We start from the raw sequence: 25,647 nt of genomic DNA on the forward strand, positions 1-25,647 counted from the left end.
TTATGTGTAATTGTTTCGCTAATTTTCAATTTTCAATTTTTTGATTTTCAATAAATTATCAATTAAATAATTTTCAAACGGGTGCAAGCGCCAACGGCATGTTATTCGTTTGGTCATTGGAAAATTGAAGATTCATTGAAAATTGGTAATTGAAAATTGGAGCTTGATGAATGCTGATATTTTTATATGGTCCGGATACTTTCCGGATCAGCCGCAAATTGGGGCGGATTGTCGAGGAATATAAAAAACGCGCCAAAGGGTTTGATTTCTCGGTTTTTGACGCGGCGTTGGGCCAAAGTTCGATATCGGGGGATTTCTTTTCCGGTTTGCGGCAAAATTCGCTTTTTCGGGAAAAGAAATTTTTTGTCGTTAAAAATCCGATCAGCGACAAGGATTTCAAAGAAGCTTTGATTGAGAGAATGGAGGAGATTTCCGGCTCGGGGCACAACATCGTTTTTTGCCAGGAGGGCAAGGTTTTAAAAACCGATCGTTTGCTTTCCGCGCTCAAGAAAACCGCCGAAGTCCAGGAATTCGCGCCGCTTGAGGGCGCGAAATTAAACGGTTGGATTGCCGGAGAATTCCAATCTTTGGGTTGTTCGGTGTCCGCTTCGGTCGCGGAAGTTGTCGCGCGCCGGGCGGGCGATGATCTTTGGGCCGTGGAAAATGAAATTCAAAAACTGGCCCATTTTACCGCCGGCCGGCCGATAACGGTTGGCGACGCGGAACAAAACATTCCGCTCGCGACCGATTCCAATATCTTTAAAACCATCGACGCGGCGGCGGCCCGGGACAAAAAACAGGCGCTGAAGCTGATCAAAGAACATATCGACAAAGGGGATCATCCTCTTTATTTGCTGGCAATGGTCGCGTCTCAATTCAAAAACCTTGTTTTGGTAAAGTCCGCCGGCACGGGCGCCGGCGCGGCAAGATTGGGTATCCATCCTTATGTTTTCGGCAAAACCGTTGCGCTCGCGCGGCGTTTCGGTTTGGATGAATTGAAAGATATTTATCGCAAAATTTGTCAGGCCGATTTTGACATAAAAACCGGCAAGATCAGTCCCGAAGCGGGTCTTGATTTGCTGATCGCGGACATTTGAATTTGGGCGCTTGCGTGGCAACCTCCAGTTTCGATTATAATAGAAATGAGATATAAATTGCCCAAGAATAATCGAAATTGCTTTAAAAAAACAAAGAGCGCCAAAGAATTGGCGATAAGCGAGCATGGAATGGCGAAATTGGAAAAAAGGGTATTGGCCCGGCTTGCCGCCTGATTATCGGTTTTTGCGAACATAAAACCCCTCCATTTTTGAAGGGGTTTTGGGCTTATTATAATTTACGCGCTTGTTTTCGCCAGCAGTTTGGCGATGCGGGATTTTTTTCTGGCCGCGGTGTTGGGTTTGATCGTGCCGGTTTTGGCGGCCTTGTCGAGAGCCTTAAAAATTGCCGGCAGATTTTTTTTGGCGTCTTCGATTTTTTTCGCGCCTGCCAAAACCCGCGTTTCTTTCAGTATGGTTTTTATTTTCTGTTTGCGAGCTTTGTTGGCGATCCGGCGTTTGGCGTTTTGCCGCAAAGCTTTTTTGGCGGATTTGATGATTGGCATAGGATTAAATCAAAATTAAAAAATGTCGTTGATTTTTAATGGCATCGGCGACAAATGAAATCATACCATAATTCCTGTTTTTTGCAAGCAGGCATGAGTATGACAACCCCTCACCGGGGAGCAAATTTGTTGAGGTTTGACCTCAAGAATTTGTATTTTGAGGTCAATCCTCAACGAATTTGCGGTAAGGGTTGGCGCGAATTTAAAGGTCAAACCTCTCGCAAGCCGAGGATTGACCTCCAAATTCGCTATTTTTACTTCCCGGTGAGTGGTTACTGAGTATGGCAACCCCTTACTGGGGTAGCGCTTTTTGCATTTGGGGTCGTTCCCCTGCGAAGCTTTAGCGAAGCAGGGGTGCGACCCCTGCAACAGCATTCGAATTTAAATTCATAATGCTATTAAAGGGGTCTAACCCCTGCGGTTACACAGGGGTTAGACCCCAGATACAAATACTCCAGTGAGTGATTACTGAGTATGGCAACCTCTCACCGGGATTTGTTTTTTATTGAAACTTGCGGAATGTTTTTAAAAAGGGTCCGACCCTTTTTAAAAGGGTCGGACCCTTTTGGCCCTTTTGATTACAGGGGCCGCGGGAAGTTGTTTTGCCGGTAACGGCTCGGCGGTGAAAAGCGTTTGTTTTTCCGCTTCAAAATCGCCAGTTATCCACAGTGGCGCGCGCGGCGTATTTAGAGTATAATTTAAGATAAGGAAAGTTGTGCTTGGAAATGGGTTATGGAGAGAAAGCCAAATAATCAAAAACCGCAAATTTTCACGAAAATTGCGTTCGCATTTTTGGTATTTTTGTGTTGCGCGGGCGCGTATCAAATCGTTTGGGCCGCGGTTGAATTTTATCCGTCCGATTCCTTGCGGGACCGCGCTTTTGGTTTTGCCGATTTTTTCCGGGATGCCGCGCAAATGGCGCCGCGCCAGTTTGTCCAAGGAATTGCCGCGGTTGAAAACGAGGTGTTTCCCGCCGCGCTGGAGTTTGTTTCGGACGGCGGACGCGATTTTGGCTTCGCTCTGGCGGACGCGAAATCAGCCGCGGTTGATTTTGCTCAAAATTTCGCGGTAAAAACAGAAAATAACGCGACCGCCGTTGCCGTTGCCGCGGGCGGCCTTGTTGAAAATTCGGCCAAACAAACCGCGGGGTTGGGCGAAACCGCGGCGCGGTCTTTGGCGCGCGGCGTTCATTCGACCGGGGATAAAGTTTCGGTAATCGCCGGCAATGTCGGCGCGATCGCGGGCAAGTCGCTACGCGCCGGCGCGATTGCCGCCGGTTCGATTCTGGCGGATTTGCCCGCGGGAGCCAATCGCGCCGCCGATGGTATTTTTGGCGGCGTATCCGCGGCCTTAACCGGCGCCAATCGCGCGGTTCGCGGCGCGATCGATGAAACGGCGCAAAATATGTTTATTGCCGCGGATTCGATTTTGCGCGCGGCGCGGCCGGGCACGGAGTTGGCCGCAAAAAGATCATCCCAAACCGCGGCGGCCGCGGGCGGCCTTGTTGAAAATTCGGCCAAACAAACCGCGGGGTTGGGCGAAACCGCGGCGCGGTCTTTGGCGCAGGCATCGCAGGCGGGGCAAGCGTCGTTGTCCTCATTTTTCGACGGAATCAAAAACCATATTCGCGACACGGCGCGCCGCTGGCTGGGAATAGAAGATTCTCCGGGCAATGATCAATTGTCGATGAATGGCCAAATTTCCAACGATCAAGAATTTTTGGAAGATGATCAGAGGGTTAGACCCTCTGAAAATCAGCCGGCGCCAATCGTCCAAAACATTTATCCGGAAAAAGAAATACAGACTAAGGAAGTGCAAACCAAGGAGATTCAAACCATTCATACCAAAGAAATACAAACTCAAGTCAATACCGTTGTCGCCGATGAGGGCACCAAAGCGCGAGTTAATCAAATTCTGCGCCAGATGGATTCGGACCGGCCCAATTATTCGCTGGGACAGAGTTACAATCCGCCGGATAATTTGGGCGCCAACACTTTGGATATCGGCGGCGGCAGTTTCACGGTGAACCGCCATGGCGCGATCACCGGCGGTTCGCTGGATATCGGGAGCGGCAATTTCACGGTTAGCGCCGGCGGCGACGCGGTCGTGCGCGGCAATTTCACGGTGTCCGGCAGCCAGACCTATTCGGGCGCGGCGGCTTTTTCGGCGACCACCACGGCCGCGGCATTATCCGCGATCCAAGGCGGATCGGGGGTTGCTTTGCAAGCCGACAACATCGCCATCAAGTCTTCCACCATTTCCACCAACGATAGCGACACGAATTTGCTCATCAATCCCAACGGCACGGGCGCGGTGCAATTCCACACCGCTGCCAACTATATCGATTCAACCGGCAACCTGGTGTTGGACGGCGACATCACTTTGACGAGCGGCGGCACATTCTACACCACCGACAACGGCAATCTGGTTTTCGCGCCCAATGGCACCGGCAATCTGGTGGTGGGCGATACGGACAACGCCGCCAGCATCGTTCCGTTTGTTGATTCAACATTGGGCTATGATTTGGGAAGCTCGGCGCGAAGATGGTATGACATCTACGCCGCGGGCAAACTGGATGTGGCGTCCACCACTTTGGAAAGCGGCCAGCTGTCGTTTGTCGATGCCGGCCGGATTACCACGGGCGCGAGCAAAGATTTAATTTTGCAAGCCGGCGCGGGCGGAAAAACTCAAATTACCGACGGCACGACCACGGTGGATATCGCCGATGGGACGCAGGCGCTGTACGCGGTGAACGGCGCCACGGCGGCCAAGCTGGCCGATGGGACATACGCGGTTGACGCGACCGGCGACATCCGGTTGTCCGGCGACATCACGGTTTCCGGCGGCCGGCTGAATTTCGGCGCCGGCGCGGAATCAATCGACAATGAAACCGCCAATCTTTTGAAACTCACCACCGGCGGCAACACCCGGGTGGTTCTTGGCGATGACGCCGGAACCTACCAATTCCAGATCGCGGATTCGGGCGGCAATGTGGCGGCGTCGATCGATTCGGACGGCAAGGCGGTACTGGCCGGAATATCATCTTCGGGAAATATTTCTCCGGCAACCGATTTGGGCGCGAGTTTGGGCGACGCCACGCACCGCTTCAACGATATCTATGTCGCCAACATCAACACTTCCGGAATGTCAACTTCGGGGCAGGCGGTGTTCACTTACCAGCCGCTGTCGACCGATTTTGCCCAATCCAGCGTTTTGATAAATCCTTCCAGCGCCATTGCCGGCGCGCCGCTCTTGGGCGTTGGCGTTGCCGGAGTTCAGAAGTTTTTCGTTGATCGCGACGGCGCTGGCTATTTCGCCGGCAATGTGGGGATTGGGACGAGCAGTCCGGCGGGCGCGCTGCATGTGTCCGGCGGGCAGTGCGTTACCGGCGACACGCGCCTGCGGGCGCGGCGGCGGCGCAAAAAGAAAAACGAGCGGGGCGAATGGATCGAGGAAGAATATTTTGAAGATGTCCGCATTGATCAAATCAAGCCCGGCGACGAAATTTTGACGCTGGACGAAAACACCGGCCGGCTGGCGGTTTCGCGCGTGAACGCCCTGATGGATATGGGCGTCAAGGAAATCTACAAACTGACCACGGCCACGGGCAAAACCATCCGCACCACCGCCAACCATCCTTATCTGGCGGTTGACGGGTTTAGCGATGAGCGCGTGGCGGTGTTTATCGACTCGGCGAACTTTGAGATGAGTTGCCAAGAATGCCGTTTGAAATTTGATTATCGGGACATCATCAAATCATTTTTTGGACAAAAAGATAAAATTATTTTCCGTTATTACAAAGTTGATTTTGGCAGTTCCACTCTCAAACGGTTTTTCGACTATCTCAATATTCTGGGAATAAAAATAGTGAGCAAGCCGTTGAAAGTTATCAAACAAAAAGACATGGCGGATGTTCACAAGGCCAATTTTGATGTGGAAATCTCTTTTGACGCAGCAATGAAAAAAGAAGAATACGATACATTGATTCTTTTTTCCGGGGATTCGGATTTTGCGTATATGGCAAGCGGATTGCAAAAAATCGGCAAGAAAATTGTCGCAATTTCAAATTGGAGGAGTATGTCCAAAGAATTGAGAGATACCGCCGATGTTTATCTAAATTTGAGAAAAATGCCGTTTGTGCGCCAAACGGCGGACGAAACAAAAAAGCCCCGAAGGGCCCTTGAAACCCGGCTTTCGCCGGCACTTCCGATTCTATCGCAGGCGCATCCGTTTGTCAAGGGCGCGGGCAAGTGGAAAAAAGTAAGCGATTTGCGCGAAGGCCAGATGATCGCGGTTGTTGGCGATAACGACAAACCGCAATATGAACGGATCGCCAAGATCGAGAAACTGCCGCCCGAACAGGTCTATGACATTGAAGTGGAAGGCACCCACAATTTCGTGGGCAACGGCATTGTCGCCCACAACACCTATCTGCAAGGCGCGGACCAGTTGAATACTTCCTTTGCCCTGCGCGTGCAAGATTCAACCGCCGCCGACAAATTCGTGGTCACCAACGCCGGCAATGTTGGTATCGGCACGACGGTACCGGCCGGTACGCTTCATGTGGAAGGGCGGTGCGTTACCGGCGATTCGGAGCTTGCCATTGTTGATGAATTTGAGGAAAATCAAATACGAAAAATACAAATCAAAGACATCCGGCCGGAGATGGAGGTTTTGTCGTTAAATGAAGATACCGGGCGATTGGAACCGCATATCATTAATAAATTATTGGATATGGGGGTTAAGCCGGTGTTTAAATTAACCACTCAAAGCGGCAAGACCATCCGCACCACCGGCAACCATCCGTATCTTGTCAGAAAGCCGGAACATAAAATATCGGAATCGGAAATTAATTCAAGCGTTAAAAGCGTCAACCCGGAATGTCTGACCGAAGAATATGAATTTGCCAATGCCAAGATTCTGTGGGAAGAAAACAAAAAACCCGCGTTGGCGGATTCTTTGGCGAATTCTGGCTTGACGCAAAATTTAGGATTGTCACCCAATTCAATTATAGGCGGCAATAAAAAATTTGTCAAGGGTCAAACAGGGAATAGCTCAAGAATCGTGGAGGTAGGGGGAATTGAACCCCCGAACTCTTGGGTGACAATCCAGAATTCGCGCCAAGCTACCCCCACGACAAGTGAATTTTATCACAAAGAAAATGATGGCGCAAAATGGACTAAATTGATTTATTTGCATCCCGGAGATTATATCGCGGTTGCCTCTTTGGATTCCCGGCTTTCGGATTTTGGGCAAGTGTTATGGGATAAAATCAAGTTTATTGAATATGTTGGCGAGGAGCAAGTCTATGACATTGAGGTGGAAGGCACTCACAATTTCGTGGGCAACGGCATTGTCGCCCACAACACCTATTTGATGGGCGATACCGGCATCGGGACGACCACGCCCGGGGCGAAGCTGGATGTGCGGGGAGGGATCGCGGCGGGAACCAACGGCACGGAGTTTGCGGTATCTGGCGGCGGCAACATCACCGCCGGAACCTACAACGGACTGACTCTTGCTTCCCAGCTTACGGGTTTTACCATCAACGGGGGAACCGCCGCCAAAACTTTGATCCTGAACGATAATCTTGACGCCGCCGGAGTTAACAATCATATTGCCGATACCGCCAACCCTCACAATGTCACTAAATCTCAAATTGGTTTGGGCGATGTGGAAAACACCGCGCTTTCCACTTGGCCGGGCACATTGAATATCACCACTTTGGGGACGATTGGCACGGGCACATGGAACGGCAGTGTTATTTCGCCGGTCTATGGCGGCACGGGCGTTGCCAACAACGCCGCCAACACTCTCGCTTTCACCGGCAACTATTCTTTGGGATTGACTTTGACAAGCAATACCTCGCTCACTCTGCCGGCAAGCGGCACTCTGGCAACTTTGGACGGCACCGAAACTTTAACCAACAAAACCTTAACTAGCCCCACGATCACCACGCCTACGATTGCCGATCTTATCGGCGCCAAAATCCGCCCGGCAAGCGATTCAACCACCGCTCTGCAATTTACCAAAGCGGACGGCGCGACCAATGTGATGAACATCGACACCACCAATGGGCGCGTCGGGATTGGGACGACTGCCCCGGGGGCGAAATTACAAATTGGTGACGGGACTGCGACATCGCAATATATTTACGAAACTGGCTCTGTAAGCCAACTATACATTGGTCAGAATACCGGTACTGCTCATTTTGGCTTGACTGATGCGGCAAAAATTATACAGGCGACGGCATATCCTCTAGCTATTGGTGCGACTGGGGCACAGCCTTTAGTTTTTGGTACCAGTAATACGGAGCGTGTGCGTATCGATAGTGCCGGCAATGTCGGGATTGGGACGACGAGTCCCTCGGCAAAGTTGCACGTGCTTGGCACCGACAGCTTGCCGACAACCACGGTTGCCAATTTTTCCGGTTCCACAGGAACGGGTTTGAAGGTTATGGGCGATGGCGAAATAGTAATTGGGGCGCCAAGTGCTTTAAGTGGTTTGTTGAATATCAAGCAAAAAGTTGATAGTAACGCCGGTGGTTTATGGTTGGTAAATACAGGTGAAACCTATAGTCTTAGATGGTATATTGACGCTAACGGTGTTGGCAGGTTTGATAATAAACTGGATGGTAGTGGCAATATCTCGTTGAATGGAAGAGGGAGTGGCAACGTCGGGATCGGGACGACGAGTCCGGCGGAGCTGTTGGATGTGAATGGGCGGTTGCGGTTGGCGCAGACCACCGCGCCGGAGACGATTGCCGACAAGCTCTACAATGTTTCGGGCAATTTGGTTTGGAACGGCGTTAATCTCACCGCGGGCGGCGCCCTGCCTTCGGGCGCGGAAGGCCAACTGCTCTACAACAACGCCGGCGCGTGGACCGCGTTCTCCGGCTTGCATTGGGATGATACCAACTCGCGCCTGGGCATCGGCACGACCAGCCCGGATTATTCTTTTACTGTTGAAGGTACTGGGCAGGCATTTGGAAGACATAACGATGCTATTACTGGGCCATTTATGATTTATCGCAAAGCAAGAGGCACGACTTCGGCACCTGCCATTGTGCAAAGTGGCGATGAAATAGGAAAGATAATTTTTAGAGGCTACGATGGAATTGATTACTCTTCCACCGGAGCTACCATTATATCCTATGTAGATGGTACCCCTGGAGGTGACGATATGCCCGGAAATCTTCAATTTATGACTACTCCCGATGGTTCAAACAGTGTTTTGTCAAGAATGACAATTAAAAGTGACGGCAACATCGGCATCGGCACGACGAGTCCGGCGGAGTTGTTGGATGTGAACGGGCGGTTGCGCTTGGCGCAGACCACCGCGCCGGAAACGATTGCCGACAAGCTCTACAATGTTTCGGGCAATTTGGTTTGGAACGGCGTCAATCTCACCGCGGGCGGCGCCCTGCCGTCGGGCGCGGAAGGCCAACTGCTCTACAACAACGCCGGCGCGTGGACCGCGTTTGACGGAATGTATTGGGATGACGCCAACAGCCGGCTGGGGATTGGGACGACGAGTCCAGATAGAAATTTGCAGGTTGTTGGTGGGATCAGAGCTAATTATATTTATACTGACACTGCAGCAACTGCAACAAATCCGTCAGTGAGATTGGCTAGTGGTTACGGATTTTTTTCGCCGGGGTTAAACTCTGTTGCAGTTTCTGCATCTTCCACTGAAGTGATGAGGATTGATGCTAGCGGCAATGTGGGGATTGGCACGACCAGTCCGGCGGGACGGTTAGATGTGCTTGGACTTTCTACGGCATATCCGTCTGCGACTGTTACGGCAGGGGATTTGGTTGTAGACACTACCAACAAGACTGTTTATGTTGGCAAACAAAGCAACGCGAGTGGTGATAATTCAATTTTTGCTGTCAGGGACAGAATAGGAATAAACAAGCTGTATGTTTCTTCGCAAGCGGATATTGCATCATACTTTAGCTCGGGCAATGTGGGCATCGGGACGACGGCACCCCTATCAAAATTGAGTGTTGGTGACGCGGGGTCTGTTAATTATAATATGTCAGTGTCATCCGGTGCCAATGGGGCAATCTATGCAAATTCTTCCAGTGGCTATGGTGTTTATGGCACAACCTTGTCCGGAGTTGGTATTTATGGGTATTCTGCTGGAAGTGGAACAGGGGGTTTATTCAGTTCAGCCAGTGGCTATGGATTGATAGTGAGTACCGGCAATGTCGGGATTGGAACAGCGACGCCGTTGTATTCATTGGATGTCAGAACAACAAATAGTGTTACGAGTGGCCAGCATCCTATAGCTAACTTTTATAATTCTAGCGGCGGAGCGGGCGTTTTGGTTGGTTGGAACGCCGATGGTTCAGCGGTTAACGCGGGTTTCATCCGTTCTGTTGGTAGCTTGCCTTTTTATTTAGGTACGACTAATTCTGCGCAGGCAGTAACTATTTTAGATAACGGCAATGTCGGCATCGGGACGACGAGTCCGGGGAGCAAATTGACAGTGAGAGGGGCGACTGCTTATACGAGTACCAGCGATGCGGCAACTTTATTGAAGTTGGAGTCGTCTTTGGACCAATACCCGACTTTTCCGGGAGCGACTGTTGGTTTACAGTTAAATCCAAGAGGAACCGTAGGGGAAAATATGGGCAACAGGATTGTGTCGGAATACAGTAGTGATAGTTACAGGGGGTATGATTTGCATTTCCAAGTTACGACTGCTCCAGGGGTGTGGGCAAACTTGATGAAGATTGATGGGATAACAGGCAACGTCGGCATCGGGACGACGGCGCCAGAGACAGCTTTGGACGTTGTTGGTGCAGTGCGTTCCAACACTTATTTGCAAGGTAATGGCGCAATTGTTTATGGGACGCTTGGGTTATATTATGGAGCAAGCGAGTTGGGCAGATATTCGTTTGGAGCTACTACGCCGTTAGGCGCAATGCCGTTATCTTTGGTTTCGGGGGATGGCGCGACTTACACTGATGGTTATATAAATTTTCAGACAGCGGGAAGTGAGCGGGTACGTATTGATAGTGCCGGCAATGTGGGCATCGGGACGACGAGTCCGGAAGTGAAATTAGATGTTGTCGGGGTTGCAAGGGTAAGCGATTATCTTGCGGCGCCGGGAATTAGGGCATCAACGGCTGATTTTTATTTCGAGAATTACAATGGCGCTTCTTGGATCAAGAATATGTATATACAAGGAAATACGGGCAACGTCGGCATCGGCACGACGAGTCCGGCGGAGTTGCTGGATGTGAACGGGCGGTTGCGGTTGGCGCAAACCACCGCGCCGGAAACGATTGCCGACAAGCTCTACAATGTTTCGGGCAATTTGGTTTGGAACGGCGTCAATCTCACCGCGGGCGGCGCCCTGCCTTTGGGCGCGGAAGGCCAACTGCTCTACAACAACGCCGGCGCGTGGACCGCGTTTTCCGGATTATACTGGGATGATACCAGCAGCCGGCTAGGGATCGGCACGACGAGCCCGGGGCAGAAACTTGATGTAATTGGAAATGTCGCAGTGTCAGGGAGTGTGCTTACAACTTCTATTGGTTCGGGAAGTTCTTCTTCTTATACTTCGTTATATGGTGGCGCTACTTATACGGGGGGAGAAATTGATGTATATGGTGGAACACACGCTACGCTTCCCGGGATTATTCAATTTCGCACTGGAACGGGTTCTGGCAAACAACCGGTGAATATGGTGATAGACAGTTCTGGCAATGTGGGTATCGGCACGACGAGTCCGGCGGCGGGGTATAAGTTGGATGTGGCCGGGAATATCAATTCGGCGCAGACGGTTAATCAGGAAACCTATCCGTCGATTAACGCGTCGCAAACCGCGTCTGATTTGCAGGATGGTTCGGCGTTCACCGGCACGGACGCGACAATGGCGACAATGTATCAAGCGGTGCAATTCACTGCCAGCGACGCGCACACGATGGGAGATTTCACCGTCAGAGTTAAGGAAAGCGCGGATATTACCAATACCACGAATTATATCGCCGGCTACATTTACGCCGATGACGGCGGTTCGCCGTCAAAACCAACCGGGGCGGCGCTGGCGACAGGCAACTATGTTAGATTCGGCACGCTTACCACAAGTTATCAAATCTTATCAATGGGCACGAGCTACACGCTCGCGGCGGGAACAAAATACTGGCTGGTGTTAAGATACAGCGCCGCGCCGACCGGCGGGAACATTGTCTTGGATTCGGATGTGTCGTCAAATATGGGCGCGACATCCACCGACGGCGCCAGCTGGACAAACACCAATGTTCGCCTGCGCTATGTGATTCGGGGAAGAACCTACTATGGCGGCAATTTCTTTTCCACGAACAGCTCTGGCGTCTACGGCAGTTCCACGAACAACACTGGCGTCTACGGCAATTCCACGAACAACACTGGCGTCTACGGCAATTCCACGAACTACATTGGCGTCTACGGCAGTTCCACGAACAACACTGGCGTCTATGGCAGTTCCACGAACAGCTCTGGCGTCTACGGCAATTCCACGAACTACATTGGCGTCTACGGCAGTTCCACGAACAACACTGGCGTCTATGGCAGTTCCACGAACAGCTCTGGCGTCTATGGCGGTTCCACGAACAGTGTTGGCGGGTATCTGTCCACTAACCCCGCGACCACCGATACTGTGGCGGAGGTGTTGCGCTTGCGGCGGCAAACTTCGGGCACGGCGGCGGACGGCATTGGCGGGTCAATGGATTTCTACACCGAAGACAGCGCGGGAACGGATGAGCTCACGGGCCGGATTGGCAATCTTTTGACCGCGGCAACGACGGGCAGTGAAACCTCGGCGCTTACCTTCTGGACGCGCAACGCGGGCGCGGCGATTGCCGAGAGGTTGCGCATTGACGGGAGCGGCAATGTGGGCATCGGCACCATCGCGCCCACGAGTAAGTTTACGGTGCGGGGGGATAGCAGTGGCGCGGTCGCGGATTTGATGCGGCTGGAGAATTTGGGTACTGCCGCGGCCAATTCGGGCGTGGGGTTGCAGTTTATCGCCAATCGCACCACGGGCGGCGCCACGGAATTCGGCCGCATTGACATGCTGGCGACGGGCATTGGCGACACGGACTACTCGGGCGCGCTCCAATTTAAGATCGCGGCCAACGGCGCGCTGGAAACCGTGGCCGAATTCGGCAATCCCAACATTGTTTTGAACCGGCCTTTGCAAGTGAATGTGGCCGGCGACACCGGCATCAGCTATGACTTGCAGTTTATGAGCACCGGCAATTCCCACATCACTTCCAACGGGCCCCTCACGATCGCGGCGGGCAGTATCAACCGCGCGCAGAATTTGGTTTTGACCACCCAGTCCAACGAGCAAACCGGCGATTTTGGCACGGCGGCCACCACCACGGCGACAACCTTGACCGATTCGGACAAGGCGTGGACCGTTGACGAGTGGATCGGCGGCGCGGTCACGATTGTGAGCGGCGCGGGCCGGGGCCAAACGCAAACCATCACCGACAACGATGCCACTTCAATCACCGTGGCGGATTGGGACGCCACCTTGGGCGATCCGGCGGCCAACTCGGTCTATCGCTTGAGCTACGCGCCCGGCGGCGATATTCTGATGAATCTGGCCAACAGCAACAATATCTTCGGGGGCTTCAAGATTTTGGGCAACGACAACGGCGGCTACGCGTTCCGCGTGGCGCCCGACGGCAATGTCTATGTGGGCGGCGAGGGCGCGGCGGGTTCCAATTTATTCGTCAAGCAAAACATCACCAGCTTTGGCGGCATCCTTTCGTTGCGGCAATTGGATATTTCTTCCGCCGGCACTCCCGCGGCCACCACTGCCACCAGCGGCGGTTCCTGCGCGGACAGCACGGCTTATTACTACAAGGTAACCGCGGTCAACGACAACGGCGAAACCACGGGCACGGCGCAATTCACCGTGACCACCGGCGCGTCGGGCAGTAATATCAATCTCAATACCATCGCTTGGTCCACGGTTACCGGCGCCACGGGCTACAAGATTTACCGCTCCACGGAAAACAACGACTGGGACGGCGACGCCAACGACCAATGGGTGGACGGCAAAGTGGTGGCCGCGCCCGCGGTTACCTACGACGATAATTGCGCCGGCGACACCGCCTCGCTCACGCCGCCGGTTGAAAACACCACCGGCGGCAAACTGGCGATCAACACGACCGGTTCCACGCGGCGGTTTGAGGTTTTGGAAAACACGAGCGCGATTCCGCAAATGAAAATTGTTTCCGACGGTTCCAACTACGCGGAATTCTATGTTGACGCCACCGGCGACTTGAATTTGAAGCTCACCGGATCGGGCGGCGACGATTTGACTTTGCTCAACGAGAATATGAGAGTTTGCGCCGGGGGCGATCTCGGTTCGGTTTCCTGCCCCTCGACCGGATTTTCAATTTCCGGCACGGGCAATTTGATCGTGGAAAATAAAGTTGTCGCCGACAAGTTCGAGCAAATCTGCCCCGCCGGTTATGTTTGGGCGCCGGGGAGCGCGAAATACGGCACTCTGCCCGGATTTTGCGTGATGAAATACGAAGCCAAGAATGTGGGCAGTGTGCCCACCAGCCAGGCCGCGGACGCGCCGTGGGCGACCGTGTCGCAGGAAGCCGCGCGCGCCTATTGCCAAGCGCTGGGCGAGGGCTATCATCTGGTTTCCGAGCCCGAGTGGATGACTATCGCCGAAAACATCGCCGCCACGCCCATCAACGACATTGACGCCGGCGCCGGTTTGCAGTTGGCCACCGGCCACACCGACAACGATCCGACCAACGCGCTGGCGGCGGGAACCGACCCGGCGGTTTCGGCTTGCAATCTGCGCCTGCCGCTTTCCGACGCCGCCAACGCGTTCGCGGCCAACTGCCAGCTCCGCGACAGCGGCGCGGTCTATGGCTATTCCGGCACCGGCAACCAGTGGGCCGACACCGGCTATTCCGCCGGCGGAAACAACAAATCCCAACTGCGCGTCCACGCCCTGTCCAACGGCAACACCGTTTGGGACATCGCCGGCAATGTGTGGGAATGGACGGACGCGATCATCTCGCAGGTTGACCAGCCCGGCATTGGCAATGACGGCGGTGCGACTGTTGCCAACTGGGGCGAGTGGAATGTTGCCTATTACCTCACCGGCGCGGCGGCCAATTCCCGCCCGCCCGATGACGGCTGGACCGGCGCCAACGGCATCGGCCGTTTGTACACCTATGGCCGCGACGAAACCGCCACCACCACTTACCGGGCCTTCCTTCGCGGCGGCGATTGGGGCAGCACTTCCTACGCCGGCGTCTTCGCTCTGTACTTGTACGATTCGCCTGCGGGCACGTACAGCCACTTTGGTTTCCGTTGTGCCCGGTAGTTTGTAGCAATCCGGTATTTGGCGGCGTCCCGCCTTTGGCGGGGCGCACCCGTGTGTGAATTTTTCAGAGGGTCTAACCCTCTGATCAGAGGGTTAGACCCTCTGAAAACCATCTGAAAACCCTTACAAAAAATGGAAAAAATCAATGATCAATAGTCTGGCAATCCTTGAAAAAACATACGAGTTGACATTGTGGCTGTATCCGACCGTGAACAAATTTCCCAAATCGCAGCGGTTTGTGCTGGGCCAGCGCATTGAAAATGCGGCGCTGGAATTTTTAGAAAAAATAATTATGGCCAATCAAAGCCGGGCAAAAACCGTTTATCTGAAAAAAGCCAGCGTCCAATTGGATGTGTTGCGGATTTTAATCAGGCTTTCCAAAGATATGCACTTTATCAGCATACGGCAATATGAGTTTGCGGCGCAAAAAATAAATGAAATCGGCAAAATGCTGGGCGGCTGGATAAAATTTTGCGGAACCGGGCAGGACGGATGATGTTATCAAATTTTATCGTTGGTAAAATCATCCGTCCCGCTTGACGCATAATCGCCGAACGGCGCGATAATTTGACGAGCGGGCGAGGGGCGGTGCCGCGAATAACGGCGATGTTGGCCTTCCAACGCGGCGGCAATTGGAACAACACTTCCAACGCCGGCGTCTTCGCTCTGAACTTGAACAATTCGCCTGCGAACACGAACAGCAACATTGGTTTCCGTTGTGCCCGGTAATTTTCCGCAAGGCCAGAGCGAAACCCCGCCGGGCGGGGCAAGCCCGTGCCAAAAAACTACTGGCACAGCTCCTTTCTTGATTGGAAAATCTTGCGTTTGGCAGAAGCGTTGTTTTCCAAAAAAAGGAAAATTCCGGCCCTTACCCCGGAACGGTTCAATTTGGAATTGTCCCGCTCCGGGCCGGTGGGCCTTGAATATTTTTCAGAGGGTCTAACCCTCTGATCAGAGGGTTAGACCCTCTGAAAACCCCTTCCAACAAAATGTTTGAGAAAATCTGTTCTTTTGAAAATTTACATTTGGCATATTTGAAAGCGCGCAAATGCAAGCGCTACAAAAAGGAGATTTTAAAATTTGGATTTGATGCCGAAGCAAATTTGTTGAAATTAAAAGAACGGCTGGAAACTCAAACATATAAGCACGGCGGCTATCGCGAGTTTGTCGTCAATGATTCCAAAAAGAGAATCATAAAAGCCGCTCCATTCGCCGACAGGGTGGTTCATCACGCGCTGTGCAACATCATTGAGCCGATTTTTGACAAGGCATTTATTTTTGACAGCTACGCCTGCCGCAAAGACAAGGGGACTCACAAGGCGATAAAACGCGTCAAAACATTTTTGCGATCATTGGCGTTTGCCGAGAGAGAGAGAGAGAGAGAGAGAGAGTAAAAATACGACCCGCGGAATCTATTGCTTGCAGTGCGACATTTCCAAGTATTTTGACAGCATAAACCACGAGATTTTGTTTGGAATTTTGCAGAAAAAAATTGCCGATAAAAAAGTTTTGCGGCTGATCCAAGAAATTATTGACAGCAACAATTTTGAAACCGGCAAGGGGATTCCCATCGGCAATCTGACCAGCCAGCTCTTTGCCAATGTGTATTTAAACGAACTTGACCAATTCGTGAAGCGGGGTTTAAAGCGCGGATATTATCTTCGCTATATGGATGATTTTCTGATTTTGGGAACCGATAAACGGGAATTATGGCAAGTAAAGGACAAAATCGCTGAATTTTTGAAAAACGGATTGGATTTGAATTTGCATCCCAAGAAAGCCGAGGTATTTCCGGCAAGAACTGGGATTGAATTTTTGGGATTTCGGATTTTCGCCGCTTACGCAGTTTTACGCCAAAGCACGCTAAAACGATTTGTCAAAAAAATGAAAGAAAAGAAAGGCGATGAAGCCGCCGCGGCAAAAGCGTTTGATTCGTTTCGCGCTTTTGCCGACAAATGCCGCTCTTGGCAAACTACGCAAAATCTTGAGGCGATATTTTTGCCCCGCCGCCACGAAGAGAAAATCATCAGCCATGTTAACGCCCAACTGCAAACTTTTTCAGAGGGTCTAACCCTCTGAATATCTTCAATGGAGCGTAAAATTTTAAAAGGGTTCGACCCTTTTAAAGCCTTCCAAAGCTACCGCCGGAAAACTCATAATGGTTTCGTAATCTAAAAGTAATATGTTGTTGCAAACCCAGCGAGCGGTTACATCGGAGCGATTTGACAAGCAATTCGGGGTATGTAATACTTTGTATTACTATTAACCAATCTAAACATATGCGCAATATTGTAACCATATCACTTCCCAAAAAATTGGACGAGCAAATAGAAAAAGAAGTCAAAACCGGCAGATTCGCTTCCAAAAGCGAATTCGTGCGATATTTGATTCGTTTCTGGCAGGAAGAAAAATCGTTCCGTGAGCTGGAACAGGGCAGAAAAGAAATTGAGGCAGGATTGGGAAAAGAATTAAAATCTCTTAAGGATTTGCGTTAAGCAGAGCTTGATTTTCGATTAGTTAAGCGAATATCGATTTCGTTTCGCCCAATTAAATGATAATTATCTACTCGCCGCATTTTGAGCGACTTTATAAAAAATTGTCTGACGATGTAAAGGATGACGCCGAGCTGGCTGAAGAAATATTCAGAAAAAATCCTCAAGATGCCCGTTTACATTTCCATAAACTTGGCGGCCGGCTATCCGATTATTGGGCTTTTTCGGTTAATTACGAATATCGAATTATTTTCTATTACGGCGACAGCAAGGATGATATTTTCTTTGATTCAATAGGCAATCATGATATTTATAGGTAATTTTAATTCATATTGGCAATATAAACTATTGCGTGATGCGCTTGACAGGCGGTTCTAATTATTTATACTGCCAATATAGATAATATCAATTTATCTATATTGGTAATGTAGATAATACAATGATTCCAATAACCATTTTAGAGGAAATAACCAGAGATCAAGAGGAAAAATTCCGGCAAAGAGACAGGGGGATTACGCGGGATATTGATTTTGAAAAATATTTAAAGACGGCGCAAATAGTTGTTATTTCGGGCACGCGGCGCTGCGGAAAGTCAACGCTTTTGCGGCAATTTTATGATAATTTCGGCAGTTGCCATTATCTTAATTTTGACGATGAACGGCTTTTGGATTTTGAAGTCGGCGATTTCCAAAATTTGATGCTGGCGTTTGGCAAAATCAACGATTCAAAAACGATTTTGCTGGACGAAATTCAAAACATCGGCAGTTGGGAGAGGTTCGCGCGCCGAATTTATGACGAGGGGTATAAGATATTCATCACCGGATCAAACGCCAAATTATTGAGTTCGGAATTGGCAACCCATTTAACCGGACGCTATTTCGGGTTGGAGCTTTTCCCGTTTTCTTTCAATGAATTTTTGAATTTTAAAAAAATTGATTGGAAAATTTTGAATTCGCGAAAAAGAATTGAGATTTTATCGGCATTCGACGCTTATTCGCAAAACGGCGGATTTCCCGAATTTTTGAAAAGCCAAGACATGGAATATCTCAAAAAAATATATGAAGATATTTTATATAAAGATATTATCGCGCGGTTTGGGATTCGCGAGGTGAAATCGTTTCGCGAGCTTGCCAATTGCGTGTTTTCAAATTTTACTCAAGAAACAAGCTATAACGGATTAAAAAATACTTTGGGGTTCAAAAGCTTGGTGACGGTAAAAAATTATGTCCATTATTTGCAGGAAAGCTATTTGGCGTTTGAGGTTTTTAAATACGATTTTTCTTTGAAAAAACAATATATCTCCAATAAAAAAATTTTTGTCATTGACAACGGCTTGCGCAATTCCGTGGCGTTTGGATTTTCCGAAGACCGCGGCCGTTTGCTGGAGAATTTGGCATTTTTGGAATTAAAGAGGCGCGGCAAGGAAATTTATTATTTCAAAGATAAAAAAGAATGTGATTTTTTGGTCAAGAAAAAAAATAAAATTATCGGCGCCATCCAGGTTGCGTGGCGTATGGACAAGAACAATCAGGCAAGGGAATTGGAGGGGCTCTGGGGCGCGATGGAAAAATTCGGCCTCAAAGAAGGGATAATTTTGACTAAAGATCAGGAAGATGAAAATAATGAGCGGGGCAAGGTTAAAATTATTCCGGTTTGGAAATGGCTGTTAGCCGCGGAATGGAAAAATTTTTAAAAGGGTCCGACCCTTTTAATCTTGGCGCGCTGTCTTGGCGCGCTTTCGGATAAACCCGGTTTTTGCTACAATGGAGTATAAAATTATGGAATCGCTTGAAAACAATTACGCGTTCATCGACAGCCAGAACCTGAACCTTGGAGTGCGCAGCCAAGAGTGGATTTTGGATTTTGCGCGGTTCAGAGTTTTTCTCAAAGACAAATACAATATTAAAGAGAGATTGGAAATCAAAAACCGCCCCGGAAAAGGCGGTTGAATTTGCAAAAGAGGCATTTCCGCGGGACGAAACCCTTTGGTAGTCCTCTTATCGTGATAGTTTGATCATAGTCGGCAATAAAATATGTCGAGTGAAACAATCAAAAACAAAATAACGGGCTTTGTCAAATACCACAATAGCTTTGTCATCGGACTGGTTTTGGCGCTTTTGGGCGGCGCCGCGATTTTTGCCGCCGATCCGGAGGCAAAGAAAGCGGTTTTGGGAGAAGAAATTATCACTCAAAGCGGCGTTGACAACATCGCTTTGCTGGCGGCCGATCTGGGCAGTTTTGATTTCGCGATGAAGATTGGCGATGTTTTTGAGGACGATAAAAAGTACTATGTGGATTATTCTTTTGAAACTATCGGCATTCAAGATAACATCTGGCAAACCATAACGAGGCATTCGTCAATGGAAATCGATAAATTGTCGCTTGCCGGCGGCGATTTGGGGCTGTATGTCCAAGAACAGCTTACCCAAGTCGCGCAAAACGAACTGGCTTATTTGGAGCGCGTCCAGCTTGCCGAGAAAGAAAAAGGCCAAACCGAGATTGCCAAAACCGTTGAATACACCGGCCTGATCGGGTTGGTTTTGGATGTCAGAAACGCGGTTTTGCCCGGCTATGATCCGGTGGTTAAGCCGGCGCCGGTTGAATTGGCGCAAGATGCCGAAACGCCGGAAGAAATCATGGATGAACCGGCGGAAAACGGCGGTGAAAATGATAATTCATCATTGATAACTGGATCCAACAACCAACCATCCGGCACCGGCGGCAATCCGCCGGCGGCGGGAAGCGGTTCCGGTGCCGGCGGCTCCGCCGATAATCAGCCGCCATCCGGCAACGGCACCACCACCACCGAAGAGGCGGTTGTCCCGCCGCCCGAGCCTTCGGAACCCCTCGAACCTTCTCAGACTTCCGAAACCTCTAACCCCTCCGAAACTTTGGAACCTTCCCAGCCCTCTGAGCCCTCCGAACCGTCTGAATCTGAACCCGTTGTCCCCGAGCCTGACCTCGAACCTGATCCCGAGCAGTAGCAGGAAAGTTGCGAAGGTCTAACCTTCGTTTCGAAGGTCTAACCTTCGCCTGTAAATAATATTTATTATGAGTATTAGAGTTGAACCATTTGTGGTTGGGGATTTTATTCATGCTTACAACAGGGGCAATAAAAAAGGCGTAATCTATTTTGACAAATCGGACAAATGGCGTTTTTTAAGATCAATACGGTTTTTCAATGACCAGCGTGATATAACCGAACTGGCCAAATGTTTAACCGATTTAATTGAGTTTCAAAGGGATTTTTTGCGAAGGTTAGACCTTAGCCAAGGAACCAACGAACACAACACATTTGAATGGCAGGAAGAATGGGGCGAACCTATGCCTTTGACTCAGATAATTTCATACCATCTGTCGCCGAATCATTTTCATTTGTTGATGAAAGAAATTTTTCCCGGCGGAGTGAGCAAGTTTATGAAAAAATTAGGCAATGGCTATACTGCTTATCGAAATATAAAGAGCGGCGAAGTGGGCAGGATTTTTCAAGGGCCATATAAAGGAAAAAATATTAATGATGAGAGACATTTACAATATTTAGATGCCTATATTCAAGTTTTTAACGCTTTCGAATTATTTGAAGGCGGGATTCCCGCGGCAATGGAAAATTTTGATGAGGCGTTCCAGTTCGCGCTGGACTATCCGTTTTGCAGTTTGGGGGAATCTTTCGGATTGCGCAATTTGGGTATCGTCAACAGAGATTGCTTTAAAGATGTGTTTCCCAATTTGGAAATATATAAGAAGTTTTGCCAAGACGCTTTGCTGATTCGCGGCGCTCGCGAGTTTTTGGGAAAGTTAACGATGGAGTAATTTTGGTGCAGATTGCGAAGGTTAGACCTTCGGCGACGAAGTTAGCGAAGGTTAGCGAAGGTCTAACCTTCGGAACTAACCTTCGGGAAAATTATGTTTAATTTCGATATAAAAAATAAATTTGGATTTTGGCGCGGATTTAGGTTGCGAAGGTTAGACCTTCGGCGATTTTTTTGGCGAAGGTCTAACCTTCGCAACCTTCGCAAAAAGGGGTGGGGGGTGGCGGTGGTGGGGGTTTTGTGTTTGGTTGGGGTGGGCGGGACGCTGGCGTTGAACGGGTTTTTCGGGGGAGGGGCCGCGATTCCCGAGGACACGATGACGCGCGGGCTGGCGGGCTATTGGAGTTTTGACGAAGGCGGCGGCACAATCGCCAACGATGCCAGCGGCAACAACAACCACGGCACGCTCGCCAACGGCCCAAAGTGGACGCAGGGCAAAAACGGCGGCGCCCTGCAATTTGACGGCAAGGATGATTATGTGAATTGCGGGGATAGTAGCAGTTTGGATATCACGGATGAGATTACAATTGAAACATGGATTAAGCCTGAAACTGATTCGGTCTCTTATGTTGCAGCAAAAGAAATTCTCGAAGGTGAAACTTGGTACGGTTACCGGCTAGATCAGTATACGGGTAATATTGTGAGGGCGGACATATGGACGGATGGAGATCAAGGAAGGTTGAGCGGAGCGATTTCTTTAAATTCTTGGAATCATATTGTTGTTGTTTACTCCAAAAATGAAGAAATTACCAGATTATATGTTAATGGAATATTGAAAGATGATGATTACACAACGGGCGATATAAGGACAGCATCTTCCAGAAATTTATTTGTTGGTAATTCTAACTCTCTTCAATATCAGTTTAATGGGGCGATTGACGAGGTCAAGATCTATAATCGGGCGTTGAGCGAGGCGGAGGTGAGGTACCATTACAACCACGGGGGGCCGGTGGCGCATTGGGATATGGATGAGGGGTCGGGAGCAAAGATCAATGACAAATCGGGCAATGGCAACGATGGCACGCTGGTCAACGGCCCCACTTGGACGCAGGGCAAATACGGCTCGGCGTTGAGTTTTGACGGCGTGAATGATTATGTGGATGCAGGGAACCAACAAAATTTGCAAATTACAGGGCCAATTACAATAACCGCTTGGGTAAAAACCAGTAATGTGACTAGTTACAATGGGATAGTTACAAAATATTATGCGGAAAATGGTAAAAGAGGTTTCGCGCTTGAATTTAATCCTTTTAATCCAACCGGTGGCGGTTTACGTTTTATAATAAGTAGGGATGGCACAAGTACCTCTATTGTTAGTACGAACGAAGTATCTATAAATGAATGGGAACATATTGCCGCGACTTATGATGGTTCGACGATGAAATTATATGTTGATGGGATTTTAAAAAGCAATGCTAATTATGATGCCGGTATATATAACACCAGTGAAAAACTATTCTTAGGGCGTAATGTCGGTTATAGCTCGCTTAATGGTTTATTGGACGACATAAAAATTTATGATTACGCGAGGACGGAGGAGGAGATTCGGTTGGATTACAATGCCGGGATGGCGGCGCATTTGGGGCCGAGCGGGAAAACTTGTTCCGAAGATCCGGCAAGCTGTATGGACTATGGCTTGGTCGGCAACTGGGATATGGATGAAGGGAGCGGATCAGTGTTGAATGATAATTCGGGGAACAGCAACCACGGCACCCTCACCAACGGCCCGAAGTGGACCCAAGGCAAGAGCGGCGGCGCCCTGCAATTCGACGGCAAGGATGATTATGTGGATGTAGAGAATAATGATATTTTAAATTTTGGGACAAATAATTTCTCTATTGAGACTTGGTTTAAATCGTCAACAGGGCATGATGGAATAAATAGATTTTTGGTTGCTAAATATTGTAATGGCTATAGTCAGAATTATCTTCTTACTCAAACGAGTGGAAATAAATTACGATTTAGTATAGCGAATGGGACTATTTCGATAGTTGCGGAGGCAAGCGATGATTATAATGATAATAAATGGCATCATGCGCTTGCTATCAGAAATAGTGATAGTATTTACTTGTATGTCGACGGAAAGTTAGTTGGCAGTAATACTGGGGTAAGTAGTTTTAATGTTGATAATATATATAATTTTTCTATTGGAAATAGATATTGCGCGCCACGGTATCCTTTTTTTGGTCAGATTGATAATGTGAAGATTTATAATCGGGCGTTGAGCGAGGAGGAGGTGCGGTATCACTATAACCATGGGGGGCCGGTGGCGCATTGGGATATGGATGAGGGGTCGGGATCAACAATCAACGACAAATCGGGCAATGGCAACGATGGCACGCTGGTCAACGGACCGACTTGGACGCAGGGCAAATACGGTTCGGCCTTGAGCTTTGACGGAGTGGATGATTATGTTTCAATTCCGAATAACAGTGATTTGGATATTACTGCCGATGAAAATTTTTCTTACGGTTTATGGCTAAAGACTACTTCTACCGGCTGTTCTGCCTGCCATTTTCTTATAAAATATAATCCAGATGGTTATTCGTTGCACTTTACCGGTGATTATGTAAAAGCTCTTGTTAACGATTCCGACGAACAAATACTTTCTCCAGGTTATCGGATAAACGATGGCAATTGGCATTATGTTGAAGTTGTATTTGATAGAAGTACGGACTATATGACTCTTTATGTTGATGGCGCGGCAAGAAGCCAGACCAATGTTGAAACAATTGGCAGCTTGTCAAATTCGCAGGCGCTGTCATTGATGCGTTTTAACGCTTTTTATATTAACGGCCAGATTGACGATCTAAAATTTTATGACTATGCAAGGACGGAGGAGGAGATACGGTTGGATTATAATGCCGGGATGGCGGCGCATTTGGGGCCGAGCGGGAAAACCTGTTCCGAAGACCCGGCAAGCTGTATGGACTATGGCTTGGTGGGCAACTGGGATATGGATGAAGGCGGCGGATCAGTGTTGAATGATAATTCGGGGAACAACAACCACGGGACGCTCGCCAACGGCCCGAAATGGACGCAGGGGAAAAATGGCGGCGCGTTGCAATTTGATGGCAAGGATGATTATGTGAATTGCGGGAATGGGGCAACACTGCAACCAACCAGTATGGCAACACTTGAGTATTGGATGTATCCAAAGCAATTCTCCGATGGGATGTATGAGAGAAGCGTAGTTGGATGGTATGCCATGACTGGTAAAGGTATTTATACTAATTTTTGGAATTCAAGATTATATGCACAGTTTTGGGATGGGAGTGTTTGGCAAACTGTGAGTTTTACTGTACCTTTGCTTAATCATTGGTATCATATAGTAGTTACCTACGATGCGAATGGTGGGGCTAATAATTATAGGATTTATTCTAACGGCGTTTTAAAGAATCAATTAACAGTAACGGGTAATATCGTTTATACCGGCGGTTATTTCAATATTGGGAGAGATACACTAATGCCTTTTAATGGTTTGTTGGATGAAATTAAATTATACAATCGGGCGTTGAGCGAGGAAGAAGTGCGGTATCATTACAATCAGGGCGGGCCGGTGGCGCATTGGGATATGGACGAGGGCGAGGGAACGCGCGCGTTTGATTCTTCGGGGAACAACAACCACGGGACGGTTTCGGGCGCGACTTGGGTGGAAGGCAAATACGGCTCGGCCTTGAGCTTTGACGGCGCGGATGATTATGTAGATGCGGGGAATGATAGCAGTTTAAATGCTACTGATGCGATTACGGTTGGAGCATGGGTAAATCCTACGGACGATACGACTCATCGAACAATTTTAGTTAAAGAACATTATGATAATAAATTGGGGTATTTGTTACATCAAAAAACTGGAAAAAACTGGATGTTTCGTTTGTATGACGGTACATCACAATACGAAGTAACCAAAACAAATGCAGTTGATTTAAATGAATGGCAATATATTGTCGGAACTTATGATGGAACAACGATGAAATTATATAAAAATGGCGTGGAAATAGCATCGTCAGGAGTTGGCCCGAGCTTAATTGCGACCACTGGAGAGCCATTGTGGATTGGCGGCAGACCATTGCAAGGTCAATATTTCAATGGTCAGATTGACGATGTGCGCGTCTATAACTACGCAAGGACGGCGGAGCAAATTCAGATGGACTACCAGCAGGGAGTGGCAACGCATTTGAAGTAAGGATTTGATTGAGCGTTGAATAATTTTAAAGGGGTCTAACCCTTCCGATTACGAAAGGGATAGACCCCGGAACCAGCAGGGGGTGGCGACGCATTTGAAGTAAGGATTTGATTGAGCGTCGAATAATTTTAAAGGGGTCTAACCCTTCCGATTACGAAAGGGATAGACCCCGGACCAGCAGGGAGTGGCGACGCATTTGAA

Annotated in this window: 14 protein-coding genes; 12 read left to right on the forward strand and 2 right to left on the reverse strand. The window is 49.3% G+C overall.

The features are described 5' to 3' along the window. Positions 1 to 170: 170 nt before the first annotated feature. Positions 171 to 1,097, forward strand: coding sequence for a DNA polymerase III subunit delta (holA, locus tag L7H18_00080; GenBank protein UMX47938.1), 927 nt, complete (start codon positions 171 to 173; stop codon positions 1,095 to 1,097). Between the two features lie 236 nt (positions 1,098 to 1,333). Here holA and rpsT read toward each other — a convergent pair whose 3' ends face one another. Further along, positions 1,334 to 1,600: a 30S ribosomal protein S20 gene (gene rpsT / locus L7H18_00085; GenBank protein UMX47939.1), complete on the reverse strand. Its 267-nt coding sequence runs from the start codon at positions 1,598 to 1,600 to the stop codon at positions 1,334 to 1,336. A 732-nt stretch (positions 1,601 to 2,332) separates the two neighbouring features. On the opposite strand from rpsT, the gene L7H18_00090 reads away from it, so the two are divergent. Continuing rightward, the gene (locus L7H18_00090) at positions 2,333 to 14,959 is read left to right on the forward strand and encodes an NYN domain-containing protein (GenBank protein ID UMX47940.1); all 12,627 of its coding nucleotides are present in this window, start codon (positions 2,333 to 2,335) and stop codon (positions 14,957 to 14,959) included. A gap of 145 nt (positions 14,960 to 15,104) precedes the next feature. Then, positions 15,105 to 15,455: a diversity-generating retroelement protein Avd gene (gene avd / locus L7H18_00095; protein ID UMX47941.1), complete on the forward strand. Its 351-nt coding sequence runs from the start codon at positions 15,105 to 15,107 to the stop codon at positions 15,453 to 15,455. A gap of 5 nt (positions 15,456 to 15,460) precedes the next feature. Here the strand turns inward: avd and L7H18_00100 are convergent, their stop codons facing one another. Then, positions 15,461 to 15,754, reverse strand: a complete 294-nt coding sequence (locus L7H18_00100) for a hypothetical protein (GenBank protein UMX47942.1) — start codon at positions 15,752 to 15,754, stop codon at positions 15,461 to 15,463. 194 nt (positions 15,755 to 15,948) lie between these two features. Here L7H18_00100 and L7H18_00105 point away from each other — a divergent pair, with 194 nt between their 5' ends. The 9 genes from L7H18_00105 (at position 15,949) to L7H18_00145 (ending at position 25,446) form a co-directional block, all read left to right on the forward strand. Then, a complete protein-coding gene (locus L7H18_00105) occupies positions 15,949 to 16,353 on the forward strand; it encodes a reverse transcriptase (GenBank protein ID UMX47943.1) in 405 nt (134 codons plus the stop codon). Continuing rightward, the gene (locus L7H18_00110) at positions 16,319 to 17,038 is read left to right on the forward strand and encodes an RNA-directed DNA polymerase (protein ID UMX47944.1); all 720 of its coding nucleotides are present in this window, start codon (positions 16,319 to 16,321) and stop codon (positions 17,036 to 17,038) included. The genes L7H18_00105 and L7H18_00110 overlap by 35 nt, the downstream gene beginning before the upstream one ends. A gap of 200 nt (positions 17,039 to 17,238) precedes the next feature. Further along, positions 17,239 to 17,454: a ribbon-helix-helix domain-containing protein gene (locus L7H18_00115; protein UMX47945.1), complete on the forward strand. Its 216-nt coding sequence runs from the start codon at positions 17,239 to 17,241 to the stop codon at positions 17,452 to 17,454. Between the two features lie 56 nt (positions 17,455 to 17,510). Beyond that, on the forward strand, positions 17,511 to 17,771 hold the full coding sequence (locus L7H18_00120) for a type II toxin-antitoxin system mRNA interferase toxin, RelE/StbE family (protein ID UMX47946.1): 261 nt from the start codon (positions 17,511 to 17,513) through the stop codon (positions 17,769 to 17,771). 119 nt (positions 17,772 to 17,890) lie between these two features. Continuing rightward, positions 17,891 to 19,144: an ATP-binding protein gene (locus L7H18_00125; protein UMX47947.1), complete on the forward strand. Its 1,254-nt coding sequence runs from the start codon at positions 17,891 to 17,893 to the stop codon at positions 19,142 to 19,144. 85 nt (positions 19,145 to 19,229) lie between these two features. Further along, entirely contained in the window at positions 19,230 to 19,400 is a 171-nt protein-coding gene (locus L7H18_00130; protein UMX47948.1) for a hypothetical protein, read from the forward strand. 84 nt (positions 19,401 to 19,484) lie between these two features. After that, positions 19,485 to 20,435 (forward strand): hypothetical protein, encoded by a 951-nt coding sequence (locus L7H18_00135; protein UMX48465.1) that lies wholly within the window; start codon positions 19,485 to 19,487, stop codon positions 20,433 to 20,435. A 67-nt stretch (positions 20,436 to 20,502) separates the two neighbouring features. Continuing rightward, the gene (locus L7H18_00140; protein ID UMX47949.1) at positions 20,503 to 21,261 is read left to right on the forward strand and encodes a hypothetical protein; all 759 of its coding nucleotides are present in this window, start codon (positions 20,503 to 20,505) and stop codon (positions 21,259 to 21,261) included. A gap of 93 nt (positions 21,262 to 21,354) precedes the next feature. Then, positions 21,355 to 25,446, forward strand: coding sequence for a LamG domain-containing protein (locus L7H18_00145; GenBank protein UMX47950.1), 4,092 nt, complete (start codon positions 21,355 to 21,357; stop codon positions 25,444 to 25,446). Positions 25,447 to 25,647 lie beyond the last annotated feature (201 nt).

This window comes from Candidatus Nealsonbacteria bacterium DGGOD1a, from assembly GCA_022530585.1.
Classification (GTDB): Bacteria; Patescibacteriota; Minisyncoccia; order Minisyncoccales; family UBA5738; genus UBA5738.